At 47.4% G+C, this 12,631-nt stretch carries 13 protein-coding genes; 3 read left to right on the top strand and 10 right to left on the bottom strand.

Annotation, left to right across the window (positions count from 1 at the left end):
- Window positions 1-21: 21 nt before the first annotated feature.
- A complete protein-coding gene (locus C7R92_RS11300) occupies window positions 22-579 on the bottom strand; it encodes an SH3 domain-containing protein (RefSeq protein WP_106834322.1) in 558 nt (185 codons plus the stop codon).
- A 147-nt stretch (window positions 580-726) separates the two neighbouring features.
- On the bottom strand, window positions 727-1,350 hold the full coding sequence (locus C7R92_RS11295) for a polysaccharide deacetylase family protein (RefSeq protein WP_244195722.1): 624 nt from the start codon (window positions 1,348-1,350) through the stop codon (window positions 727-729).
- A gap of 245 nt (window positions 1,351-1,595) precedes the next feature.
- Here C7R92_RS11295 and C7R92_RS33125 point away from each other — a divergent pair, with 245 nt between their 5' ends.
- On the top strand, window positions 1,596-3,599 hold the full coding sequence (locus C7R92_RS33125; RefSeq protein ID WP_106834321.1) for an ABC transporter ATP-binding protein: 2,004 nt from the start codon (window positions 1,596-1,598) through the stop codon (window positions 3,597-3,599).
- 52 nt (window positions 3,600-3,651) lie between these two features.
- On the opposite strand, the gene C7R92_RS11285 is transcribed toward C7R92_RS33125, so the two are convergent.
- Together C7R92_RS11285 and C7R92_RS11280 are read right to left on the bottom strand one after the other, a co-directional pair.
- Entirely contained in the window at window positions 3,652-5,883 is a 2,232-nt protein-coding gene (locus C7R92_RS11285; protein ID WP_106834320.1) for a heavy metal translocating P-type ATPase, read from the bottom strand.
- 193 nt (window positions 5,884-6,076) lie between these two features.
- A complete protein-coding gene (locus C7R92_RS11280; protein WP_069852677.1) occupies window positions 6,077-6,373 on the bottom strand; it encodes a hypothetical protein in 297 nt (98 codons plus the stop codon).
- A gap of 142 nt (window positions 6,374-6,515) precedes the next feature.
- Here C7R92_RS11280 and C7R92_RS11275 point away from each other — a divergent pair, with 142 nt between their 5' ends.
- Together C7R92_RS11275 and C7R92_RS11270 are read left to right on the top strand one after the other, a co-directional pair.
- Entirely contained in the window at window positions 6,516-6,890 is a 375-nt protein-coding gene (locus C7R92_RS11275) for an ArsR/SmtB family transcription factor (protein ID WP_035290894.1), read from the top strand.
- A gap of 69 nt (window positions 6,891-6,959) precedes the next feature.
- Window positions 6,960-7,433, top strand: a complete 474-nt coding sequence (locus C7R92_RS11270; protein ID WP_106834319.1) for a hypothetical protein — start codon at window positions 6,960-6,962, stop codon at window positions 7,431-7,433.
- 68 nt (window positions 7,434-7,501) lie between these two features.
- Here the strand turns inward: C7R92_RS11270 and C7R92_RS11265 are convergent, their stop codons facing one another.
- The 6 genes from C7R92_RS11265 to C7R92_RS11240 all read right to left on the bottom strand — a co-directional run bounded on the left by C7R92_RS11265 (window position 7,502) and on the right by C7R92_RS11240 (window position 12,563).
- Window positions 7,502-7,942, bottom strand: a complete 441-nt coding sequence (locus C7R92_RS11265) for a hypothetical protein (protein ID WP_106834318.1) — start codon at window positions 7,940-7,942, stop codon at window positions 7,502-7,504.
- Window positions 7,943-7,986: 44 nt separating this feature from the next.
- A complete protein-coding gene (locus C7R92_RS11260) occupies window positions 7,987-9,378 on the bottom strand; it encodes a sensor histidine kinase (protein ID WP_106834317.1) in 1,392 nt (463 codons plus the stop codon).
- Window positions 9,375-10,055: a response regulator transcription factor gene (locus tag C7R92_RS11255; RefSeq protein WP_106834316.1), complete on the bottom strand. Its 681-nt coding sequence runs from the start codon at window positions 10,053-10,055 to the stop codon at window positions 9,375-9,377. Before C7R92_RS11255 ends, C7R92_RS11260 begins: the two co-directional genes overlap by 4 nt.
- A 282-nt stretch (window positions 10,056-10,337) precedes the next feature.
- Window positions 10,338-10,955 carry an alpha/beta hydrolase gene (locus C7R92_RS11250; RefSeq protein WP_106834315.1) on the bottom strand — a complete coding sequence of 206 codons (618 nt, stop codon included), beginning with the start codon at window positions 10,953-10,955 and terminating at the stop codon, window positions 10,338-10,340.
- Window positions 10,952-11,902 carry a ring-cleaving dioxygenase gene (locus tag C7R92_RS11245; RefSeq protein ID WP_106834314.1) on the bottom strand — a complete coding sequence of 317 codons (951 nt, stop codon included), beginning with the start codon at window positions 11,900-11,902 and terminating at the stop codon, window positions 10,952-10,954. The genes C7R92_RS11250 and C7R92_RS11245 overlap by 4 nt, the downstream gene beginning before the upstream one ends.
- Window positions 11,903-11,921: 19 nt before the next feature.
- Window positions 11,922-12,563, bottom strand: coding sequence for a nitroreductase family protein (locus tag C7R92_RS11240; RefSeq protein ID WP_106834313.1), 642 nt, complete (start codon window positions 12,561-12,563; stop codon window positions 11,922-11,924).
- Window positions 12,564-12,631 lie beyond the last annotated feature (68 nt).

The following is a 12,631-nucleotide window of genomic DNA, read 5'->3' as shown; positions in this document are numbered from 1 at the left end:
TTTCGTAAATACGTAAATGGATTACTCTGCGTTAGCTTTCCAGCCGTTAATATAGACCAGCGCACTACCTGAATTAATTGTCGTTACACGCCAAGCGTTAGGGTTGCTATCCTCAGCTTGGAGTGTTGAATCTCTATCGTTTTCTTGGAAATATCTACCTTTAGGGAATTCGTCAACTTCTTTAGTCAATGCAATATCACTATACACGTATGTTGGATCTGCTGTTCCCTTAGCTTCTGTAGTATATTTTGTGTAAATTTCTTGAGTACTGATCTCTTGGGCCGCGATGTATCCAATCGCGCTTGATGAATATTTACCAATCGAGGATTTAGGATAATAATACTGTACAAACCTAAATCCATTTGAATCAGTATATCCTTTTGCAGTTGTGCTAACTACATCAGTGCCATTATAAACAGTAGCTACAATAGCATATTGTGTTCCTGGCCCAGTCCTGACGCTTAGTGAATCAGCGATTACATCGTAAACGCCAGTTTTAGCAAAGACCGCAGCTGAGAAAACACTTGAAACTGCTAATGATAAAATAGTACCTGCAAGAATTTTCTTTTTCAAACTCATAGATCATTTGCCTCCATCATCCCAAATTTTACATGTATTGTAACAAAGAAAATGTTTCAGAATTAAATTCTTTATGAAACATAGACTGGCCTAACATAAGTTGAATAAGGGACATTTTGAAGGTTACTATTGAGAATCCTGCTGGTTCTATCCCCCCCTTGTCAGATAAGCCGCCAGTTGAAACATGGCGGAAACGGTTGAGAAGGTATATTTCTGTTCACTTAACACCTCAATGACATAGGGCAAGGCGTCCACACTCCCCTTTAGCGTGTCTTTTGTACCGCCAGCGGAATGTTGAAGCACGATTGCGCCTGGGGTAACATGTCCCAAGATGTTTCTCGCGACCTGTGGGCCGGTGAGACCTTTCCAATCACAACTGTCTATATCCCACAAAATCATATCGTAGTCGCTCGCTGCAAGCAGCTGGATAACCTCTTCATTCACTGCTCCATATGGCGGCCGAACTATCCGAGGTCTCACACCTACTACCTTTTCGATCTGATCCGAGGTACGTTCTACCTGCTCCTGAACAGCCAAGAGAGGTATTTTCGTAAAGTCAGGGTGATCCCAGCTATGATTTCCTACAATATGACCTTCCCTTACGATCCGCTCCAGTATTTTCGGGTAGTACTTCACCATTTGTCCCACACAGAAGAAAGTTGCCTTTACCTGATAGTGGGCTAATATATCTAACACACGAGGCGTCCACAACTGATCTGGTCCATCATCAAAAGTGAGTGCGATTTCCTTTGACTGATTGAGCTTGTTCACAAGCGTTACCTCCCTATAAGCCAGTATTCTGCTGCATTGATGCATAGTATGACTGGGCTCTCATTTGGTAACGCTAAAAAAGCTGTATGGATATGCAACGTATAAAAAAATTTTTTAACAATGGTTAATGAATATAGTATAATGATGATAATGATTTTCATTTTCGTAAAAATTCCTACTAGAGAGATTGTTGGATATACATGGAGGGTTACTCACGGCAAAGCATGCTCGAAAGGGAGGATTATATGGAAAAAGTTTTAGAAGTAAAAGATTTGCATGTGTCATTCGATACGTATGCAGGTGAAGTCAAAGCAGTACGAGGCGTCTCCTTTGATCTGGAAAAAGGAGAAACGCTGGCAATTGTTGGTGAATCCGGTTCCGGTAAATCCGTAACCTCACAAGCACTTATGCGCCTCATTCCTTCTCCTCCTGGACGCATTCCAAAAGGACAAGTTCTCTTTGAAGGAAGAGATTTGGTTACGCTTTCCGAAAAAGAAATGCAGGATGTTCGCGGTCGCGATATCTCAATGATCTTCCAAGACCCGATGACTTCCTTGAATCCGACGATGACTATCGGTAACCAAATCATGGAGAGCTTCATCAAGCACCAAAAGCTGAACCGTGCAGATGCGCGCAGCCGTGCTATTGAACTGTTGGAAATGGTAGGGATTCCATTTGCCAAGGAACGTGTCGATCAATACCCGCACCAGTTTTCCGGTGGGATGCGCCAACGGATTGTCATTGCCATCGCACTGGCCTGCAATCCAAAAATTATCATCGCCGATGAGCCGACAACTGCTCTGGACGTATCGATTCAAGCGCAGATTTTGGAGTTGCTGAAGGAACTGCAAAAGAAGATGGGTACTTCGATCATCTTTATTACGCATGATCTCGGTGTAGTTGCTAACATGGCAGACCGTGTAGCGGTTATGTATGCAGGTAAAATTGTGGAAATCGGTAAAGTCGATGAAATTTTCTACGATCCTAAGCACCCGTATACCTGGGGTCTATTAGGTTCCATGCCTAGCCTCGATGCCAGCGACGACGAACTGATGTCCATTCCTGGATCGCCGCCTGACATGTTCAAGCCACCTGTAGGTGATGCCTTCGCGGCTCGTAACCCATTTGCGTTGAAGGTCGATCTGGAATATGAACCACCGATGTTCAAAATCTCCGACACGCACTATGCGGCAACATGGCTCCTGCATGAAATGGCACCTGACATCAAACCGCCTGCTTCGGCTGTGAGACGAAAAGTCAATTCTGATGATGCGACTGAGGCTCCAGTAAGCAACAAAAAAACGATCAACTACGAGAACCGTGAGAAGCTGGTTGAAGTCAAAGATTTGAAACAGCATTTTGACCTCGGGAATGGTCATACGCTGAAAGCTGTAGATGGTATCACCTTTGACATCTACAAAGGGGAAATTTTCGGTCTTGTGGGTGAATCCGGTTGCGGTAAATCCACCACAGGACGAACCATCCTTCGCCTGTACGATGCAACTGGCGGAGAGGTCTTGTTCAATGGGAACAGTGTACACGGAAAGAAAACACTTGAAGAAAAGAAATGGCTCAACCGCAAAATCCAAATGATCTTCCAAGACCCGTACTCGTCGTTGAATCCACGTCTGACTGTATCCGACATTATTGCAGAAGGTCTGGACATTCATCGTCTGGCGACCAAGGAAGCACGCATCGCCAAGGTACACGAGCTGTTGGAAACCGTTGGCCTCAACCGCGAGCACGCAAACCGTTACCCGCATGAGTTCAGCGGCGGACAGCGCCAACGGATCGGGATTGCACGGGCATTGGCTGTTGATCCGGAATTCATCATTGCCGATGAACCGATCTCTGCCCTCGACGTGTCCATTCAGGCGCAGGTCATTAACCTGCTCAAGCGCCTGCAAAAAGAAAAAGGCTTGACTTATCTGTTCATCGCCCATGACCTGTCCATGGTTAAATACATCAGTGACCGCATTGGTGTGATGTACCGCGGACGTATTGTGGAGCTGGCAGAAAGTAATCGCCTGTACGAGAATCCGATTCATCCGTACACCAAATCGTTGCTCTCGGCAATTCCATTGCCAGACCCTGATTATGAGCGCAACCGTAAGCGCATCGTTTTCGATGACCAAGAATATTTGCGAGATCAAGGGGAAGAACGCGTCTTACGTGAAATTGAGCGCGGTCACTTTGTTGCTTGCACCCAGAAAGAATTCGAAAGATACGGCGGCGGCGTCTTGGTGTAAACCTGATACAAAAAAAGGGAGAGAGCTTCGACAGCTCATCTCCCTTTTTTATTTAGTCCTTCATTCGCAAGAGTCTCATGCTGTTTAAGATGACCAGCAATGCGGCTCCCGTGTCACTGAGCACCGCCAGCCACAAGGTTAGATAGCCAGGGAATATCAGCACGAGTGCGACCAGCTTTACGATGATCGAAAACCAGATGTTTTGCTTGATAATCGCGAGTGCTTTTCTGCTGACCTTCATCGTGTGCGGCAGCTTTTCTAGATTGTCAGCCATCAATACGATATCCGCGGTTTCCATTGCCGTATCGGTACCAGCTCCACCCATGGCAATCCCCAAGTCAGCTGATGCGAGAGCAGGCGCATCGTTGATCCCGTCACCCACCATGGCGACGACCTTGCCTTCTTGTTGGAGTTTCTTAACCGCCTCTACCTTATCTTGTGGCAGCAGCTCTGCAAAATAACGGTTGACGCCTGTCTGACTCGCTACCTTTTTCGCCGTACCAGCATTGTCACCAGTCAGCATCACGATGTCTTCGATACCTGCCGCCTTGAGTTTGCCAATGGCACTAACCGTAATCTCACGAATGGTGTCGGCAACGGCAATCATCCCGATCAATTTCGTTGCGGTACCGATAACCACCAGCGTATGTCCCTCACTCTGAAACGACTCGATTTGCGTTTGCCATGTCACCAAATCGACTCCCAGCTCTTGAAACAAGGCGGGCTTCCCTGCATAAAATGTCTCGGCTCCGATGACAGCGCTCGCCCCTTTTCCGACGATCGCCTTGAAATCTTGCCCACTCTGGGAAGCGACCTGCTTTTGTTTCGCATAGGTAAGAATCGCTTGTGCGATCGGATGGGAAGAACGCTCTTCAATCGTTCTGGCGATCGACACTACTTCGTCTGCGCTTCCCTCCATCTCGATAACCGCTGCAACCTGTGGTTTCCCTTCCGTCAATGTGCCCGTTTTATCGAAGGCAATGGCGTTAATCGCTCCTGCCTTTTCCAAAAACGTACCGCCCTTGATCAGGACGCCGTTTCTCGCGGCATTTCCAATCGCAGACACAATCGCAACTGGCGTGGAAATGACCAGTGCGCACGGGCAAGCAACGACCAGCAGCTCAAGTCCTCTGTAAAACCATTCTCCCCAGGTACCGAGTCCGAATAATGGCGGGAATACGATCACGAACAAAGCAAGCACGAGCACGATTGGCGTGTAGATCGCAGCGAATTTGTCGACGAACGCCTGAGTAGGCGCTTTTTTCTCCTGCGCTTCCTCCACGAGATGAATGATTCTGGCAATCGCCGTATCCTCCACCAGCTTTGTTACCTTGATCTCCACCGCGCCGCTTTCGTTGACACTCCCTGCAAAAACGCTGTCACCGACCAGCTTATCTACGGGAATCGATTCACCTGTAATCGGGGCTTGATTGACGCTCGATGTCCCGTGTACAATCACCCCATCCAGCGGGATTTTCTCTCCCGGCTTCACTACGATGACTTGGTCGACAGCGATGTCCTCAACAGGCTTGCGGGTAAGAGACTCCCCTACCTTGACCCACGCTTCAGGCGGAGCCAAATCCATCAAATTGCGTATGGAGTCGCGTGTTTTTTCAATCGACTTGGTTTGCAGCAAGTTTCCGATGGAAAAGAGCCAGACGACCGTCGCGCCCTCCAGCCACTCACCGATTAATGCTGCTCCAATAGCCGCAACAGACATCAATACGTTCATATCCAGTGAACCACTTTTGATCGCGTAAAAAGCACTGCGCGCAGGTCGGTAGCCGCCACTTATGATGGACAACGCATAGAGCACAGTAACGACCAGTGGAGATACGCTTGGTGAAAGGGAGGCTAGAAAACCGAGAGCCAATAACACACCGGAAATTGTCGTCAGTACCGTCCCTGCTTGATCCGTTTTCGGTACTGCTTTGGCGGTACGTCTCGTTAGCAGCATGGCACTGTATCCAGCCTTCGCGACTTCCTTCACCACCACATCGGCTCCTAGTCCATCCGCGACGAGCTGCATTTTACCCGTGGAAAAGTTCACGTTTACCTCTTTTACGGTTGGCAACGTCTGCATATGCTTTTCCAGCGATTTGGCGCACGAACTGCAATCCATACCTGTAACGCGATAGACAACAGCCTGTGAAGAAAGAATTCCTGCGGTTTCTGTTGCCGCAGCCGCAGGCTCGAGAACCGTGAGAATTTTACCAGCATGCGTATGCTCACTGCCGCATTGATGCCCACTGCAACACTCTTCTTTTTTTCGTTCTTCTGCCATCTGTTCTCACCTTTTTCCAAGCATCTATTTTGCCCAGCTTCGAATGAAATCAATCCACAAACATTCAAACAAATATTTAATTATTATATTATCGTATCCTTCTGGTTCGTTCAAGAATTGATTTGAATATTTCGCCCATTTTTTTACAGATCGAGAATAAAAAAAAAAAAGACCCCTATTACTAGGAGTCGTGCTACTTGGTACGAGCTTCTACAGGTGTTGGGGTGGTCTGCCAACGCTCCCCACAGTCCAGACATTTGCACTTGATTACTTTACGCTTTTCTAAGGCAAGACGAACGGCAAACAGAATAAATGCCCCTGACAGTCCGAGGAACAAAAAGATGACAGGAGTCCCTTTCACGGAAATGCCGATCAAGGCAAGCACTGCCAAAACCGCTACATAAATGGTTATGTATAATGGCTTATTGATCGACTCCGTGAAATCGATCTTTGCAGACCGGCACTTCGGGCACTTTGGTTGCGCACTCATGGTATTCTCTCCCCATTTCTTGGATCATGTTCATCTTACACGAAAACGAAGAGGGACACTACACTGCCATGAAAATGTCGTTTTTCCTTTTCACTTTCTCCGCGAATGTCTATAATAGTAGGACATTGTAGAGCATGAGGTGATGGTTACAGTGGATGACATCTGTGAAATCCAATGTTTTGATGAGGAAAAAGTAAATCGGTTAAAGCCGTTCGCCACAGAATCAGAAGGGGTAGCAAAAATCTTCAAGGCGTTGGCCGATGACACCCGCGCCAAAATCATTCACATCCTCTCGATGGAAGACGAGCTCTGTGTCTGTGATGTGGCTGCTATCATCGGAAGCTCGATCGCTAACACCTCCCACCATCTGCGGCTACTTCGCAACATGGGACTAGCCAAGTACCGCAAAGAAGGTAAACTCGTTTTTTACTCGTTGGATGATGACCATGTACGCCATCTCATATCTGCGGGGATTGAACACGCCAAAGAACAGAAAACCATTGTCCGAGCTACCTGATTGCTCGGGCTTTTTTGTTATAGGTCTAAGATGGCTTTTTTAAGAAATAGTCAGGAGGTGTGTTCGCACATGATAAACAAGGATGCGGTAATCCATTGTTTACAGGGTATCCATAATCGAAAGTTCGTCGATCATTTTCATATTCAAGAAGACCGGCAGCCACGTTGGGAGGCTTCAGCCTACCTCTTGTCTCTCGAAAAAACAGAAGTCCCTCATCCGGTGGATGCTTTTCTACTTTTAATGGAGCGTCTCGAATACTGGGGTGAAGAGTGGGCTTGGGAAGAGATGAACGTCAAAAATAGCAACAGACAGCTTGTACTTAGTCGGGTCATTGATCCCCTCATAAGGTTTGGGTTATTCATGAAAATAGACGTAAAAAATACGCTTGGCAAACTAGATGAACTAGGTATTGAAATTGATTTTGGCTCCATTGTGACAGCTGGGTCCACTAACACGCTGATTTATGATGAGTGGAATGATTTTCTTTTATTCGGTGGTAACGCAAACCATTATTATGTCATTCAATGGTACACAACCGCTTGATCAGTATTTTAAACATTTGATTAACCATGAGGGGGTTCCCTCATTTTTCCGGGTAAATCCTTATAAAATCAGCCTTTTACGGATGGCTCGGTTTCTGTATGAAGGCGCTTGTTGACCACCTCTATTCCCACAAATATAAGGAAGTAACATATCGCAGCAAACACAAAAACCGTTGCCTGCGGATAAAACAAGGCAGCATGCGGATCAACACTCATTAGCCATTGAAAAAACACAGGCACATAGCCGATGACCGCATACCCGCCGAAACGCACAGCGTTTTTATTCCACCCGATCAAGTGTGATCGACTCACTAGCCAGTCCACGAATACCGACAGCCATACGAAGACAACTAGATTCAATGCCATGCTAAAGAGCACACCCAGCAAATACTCTTGTCCGAACCCATACGGGGCGCTTGGATCACGATAGATGTAGATGATCAGCGCAGCATACAGACCCGTAATAAAAGGGGATATGACTGCGGCGAGTACACGCCTGCCGATATTCATGGAAATCACTCCCTTGCTTCGTTTCGTTATGATTCGTTTTTCGTTCACGCAGTTGGATGCTCACCCGTCGGTAGGCTGACCGTGACCGTTGTCCCTTCGCCTATACGGCTTTGAATGTGAATGCTGCCTTTTGCGACCTGCAAAATTTTTTGTACGATAGAAAGACCGAGACCGCTTCCCGTCGCTTCCCGATTGCGTGACTTGTCTCCTTTGTAAAAACGATCAAAGACATGCTCCTGCTCTTCTTCTGACATGCCGATCCCCGTATCCCGAATGGTCACGCCGATTCGCGTATCCTTTTGTATCGCAATAGATATAGAGCCAGCCGTTGGGGTGAATTTGATACTATTGGCAAGCAGGTTCATCCATACTTGATTGAGTAGCTGCTTGTCACCCACGATGAAAGTCTCCGGTAAAGTCAGCTCCATCACGAGCTTTTTTTGTTGCCACTGATGCTCCAAAATTAAGAGGACTTGCCTGATCTGCTCATCCAGTCGGAAACGTGTCGGTTCGTACAGACCTGTCTCTTTGTCCAGGGAAGCGAGCGTCAACAGCTGCTTGCTCAAGGAAGACAGCCGCCTGCTCTCCTCTTCGATGATAGTCAAGTACGTCTCCCGCTGTTCGCTTGTCACACCGCCGCTGCGGATAGCTTGAGAAAAGCCTTGGATCGATGTCAATGGAGACTGGATTTCATGTGAGACATTGGAGACAAACTCTTGGCGCATCTCGTCTAGTTGTTTGAGTGACTCTGTCATCCTGGCAAAATGCATAGCCAAATCGCCGATTTCGTCCCGGCGAGAGATGTCCAGGTGGATGTCGTACTGCCCTTCTGCCAGCCTTTTGGTCGCATGACTCAGCTTCTCGATCGGCTTCACCAAATAACGGGTAAATATCAAAATCAGGATCAGGCTAAGTACAAACATCGCTGCCAGCAGCAAGGTAAACATAATATGCACTTCGCCAAACTGCTGTTCAATATTTGGTCGTACAAACAGGGCGTATTTTTTCCCTTCTGCTGTAAGCGGCAAGCCAATGCTGTTTGTCAGCGTGTTTTCAAAAAATCCGGTCACAAACCAGCTGTGCTGTTCTTCTGTAATCCCTCTGTAAGTCTCACCCGCCAACACTCTTTGAACGATGGCAGGCTCTATCTGCTGATCGCGAAAAGGTGCTCCGAATTGGCTTACTGCGCCATTCTCATCCACGAGATGTAGCTGAAAATTCAAATTGGCGACATGAGTCATGAAGGCGGGCAGGTCGAGTGTGGATTTATGCTCATACAAATCGATGATTTGCTGTCCGATGCTCGTGATTTTTTGTTCATTATAAGCACGCAAATTGCGTTGATAGTACTCATTTGCCAATAAAAATCCAAGTGTGCCGCTGATCAGTACAATTGCGACGAAGGTAAAAACTAACCGGACGTAGAGAGATTTCACTGGCCTCGTACCTCCAGCTTGTAGCCTAAGCCGCGAACGGTAGAAATGACAAAGTCATTTGTTTTCTCCGTAAATTTCTCTCGCAGCCGCTTAATATGCACATCGATGGTCCGACTATCGCTCTCAGTATCGCCGCCCCATACGAACTCCAACAGTTGATCTCGGGTAAAGATCCGATCAGGAAAACTGGCAAGCTGGGCAAGCAGTTCAAATTCCTTTAACGGTAAATGAATCAACTCTTCTTTCACCTTCACAACATGGCTGATCCGATCGATGACGGTATCGTTTATGACGATGATTTGTTTGCTGACCATCTGATAACGCCGCAGCAAGGCCTTGATGCGGTACAGCAATTCGGTAGGCTCAAATGGCTTGGTCAAATAATCATCCGTCCCCGCCAAAAAGCCTTTTTCCTTATCGCGCACCTCGCCCTTTGACGTTAGCATGATGACAGGGAGGTCGTAAAATTCCCGTATCTCCCGGCACAGCTCCCAGCCGTTTTTGCCTGGCATCATCACATCCACGATGGCGAGCTGGACTGATTCCTGTTCCAACAGCTGCGAAGCCTCATCTCCATCCACACAAGCCAAGACGTGGTATCCCTCTTTTGCTAAATAAAATCGCAATAGCTCACGTACATGTGGATCGTCATCTGCAATCAGAATCGTCAGTTTCATCAAGCTGGCCCCCTTGTTACTCCGCCCTCTGGTTTTCCTGCTTCATTATTTTGAATGATACTCACTTGTCTACCATCCTGCAAATCGTCAATGGCTTGCACCTACGTGGATCAATAGTAAAGAAGCAATATGAACAAGAGATGAATGAATACTGCTGGTTCTTGAAGACTTTTACACATCTGATTAAATCTGCGGGAAGCATGCTCTTTTCCCGGAAAAACAACTGTTTGCGCACACAAAAAAGCGGCAGACACCAGGGTCGCCACTCTTGTTACTCATCGATTACTTGCGAAACATCTCTGTAAACCACGCGGCAGAAGCCTCTACTTCCTTCACCGTCAGCTGATGACCATATGAATCCCAATGCACAGTCACGTCAGCACCTGCTTCTGTCAGTAGTCGGTTCAGCTCCTCCGTCTCTTGTGCCGTACAAATCGGATCATTCGTGCCCGCTCCGATAAACACCGGAATGGCTGACATATCAGGCAGAGCTATCCCACGGCGTGGAACCATTGGATGGTAAAGAATCGCCCCTTTTAGCGGATTCGGGTAATGGAACAAGAGACTACCTGCGATATTCGCCCCGTTCGAATAGCCGACTGCCACGATATTGTCTCGCTCGATCTGATACGTAACCGCCGCCTGATCCAAAAAATCATGCAGCTCCTGCGTGCGGTAGACCAAATCCTCTTCGTCAAAAACACCCTCAGCTAAGCGTTGGAAAAATCGTGGCATGCCGTTTTCGAGAACATTCCCACGGACACTCAGAACAGAAGCGCCTGGATAAATGCGATTGGCCAGTGGCAAGAGGTCGTTTTCATCTCCACCTGTTCCATGTAGCAGCAACAATGTTGGTGCTTCTGAATCGGTTCCTTTTCGAAAAATGTGCTTTAAATTCATGATTTATCTTCCTCCAACACTCTGACTGTAATCGGTGGCAAGCCTTGCTCAATCTGGGCGCGATGTGACTCATACCACTCGGGGAGCATCAGTTTTTCGCCCAATGTATCAAATGGCTCATCTCGTTCAAAGCCCGGAGGATCGGTCGCAATCTCAAACAAAATCTCGCCCGGCTCGCGGAAGTAAATGGCGTTAAAGTATTGACGGTCAATAATATCTGTTGGATGAAGACCGGATTGAGCCGCGCGCTGCTGCCATTGCTGGTGATCCTGATCGTCTATAGCACGCCATGCGATGTGATGAATCGTTCCTGCGCCACCTTCTCCTCTTGGTATCGGCTCGGCATTCACGTCAATAACATTGCCCAAATCACCGTGAGCCTGGAAACGGACAAGGCCGTTTTCTTCGCCAACTCTGGTTAGTCCCATCAGTCTCTCGAGAACATCCATGGTGTGGGCTGGAGCCATACTGTACAAGATCGCTCCGCCGAAGCCTTTGATCGCCTTGTCAGCCGGCACTCCGCCAAAGGACCATTTGCTCGCTGGGCCTCCTTCACGTTCCACAATCTCCAGCTGTAAGCCGTCTCTGTCCGTAAATTGCAGATACGTTTCGTTAAAACGCTCCAAGCGACGGTACTCGATTCCGAATTTTTTCAGTCGATCCTCCCAGAAGGAAAACGCCCCTACCGGAATCAAGAAAGTCGTATAGCCCACCTGTCCACCGCCCACGCGTCCGCGGCGACCAGATTCCCACGGGAAAAAGGTGATCGCTGTACCTGGACTGCCGACCTCATTCCCGAAGTACAGATGATACACATCTGGCGCATCGAAGTTAATCGTTTTTTTCACCATGCGCAATCCGAGAAACCCTGCATAAAAATCAACGTTATTTTGGGCGCTTGTGACAAAAGCTGTGATATGGTGAATCCCTGCTGTTTGCTGTGTCATTTTGAATAGCCTCCTCTAATTATGATTTACTTGCTTGGAATGTGTTGTAGCTCACAAACTCTCCAACGGGCTTGCGGTACCCTCTCACACGCTGGCTGGATGTATCTTCTTTTCCAATCGTGATCATCAAAGCTGGCACAAAGCTGTCCGGAACCTTTGCTATCTCTTGAACGGCTGCTGGGTCGAATCCGATCATCGGGCAAGTATCCCAGCCTCTATCCTTTGCAGCGAGCATGAACAGCATTGCGGACAAATTGGCATTGCGGATCGCTTCATCGCGCTTGAACTGCTCTCCTCCAGACTCGTGCATCGCTCTGACAGAGGAATTATTGTGATCGTACTCGCGTTGATCCATGATCCCTAAATGAAGGAGACCTTCATTGATGCGCTCTACACTTTGGTACGCTTCCTTGTCTCCAAATACAAGCACAACTGCCGAAGCGGTCTTTACCTTATATTGTCTATATGCCGCTTCGTATACACGCTCTTTTGCTTCTGGATCGGTGACAACTACATAGTGGGCATGCTGCAAATTGAATGCAGATGGCGCGAACTTGACCAGCGACATGATTTCATCGATCTCAGCAGGTGTTATCTTTACATCCGTTAGAAACTTGTTTGCGGATCTTCTGTTTTTTACAAGGGTAGTGAATTCACTCATGGGACTTCCTCCTCGATTATTTCATTCATTTTTAATATCTTAAATTAAAGATAATGATGTTTAAAAAA

This window comes from Brevibacillus porteri (assembly GCF_003013475.1).
Classification (GTDB): Bacteria; Bacillota; Bacilli; order Brevibacillales; family Brevibacillaceae; genus Brevibacillus; species Brevibacillus porteri.
This window is presented reverse-complemented; position numbering and strand designations above follow the sequence as displayed.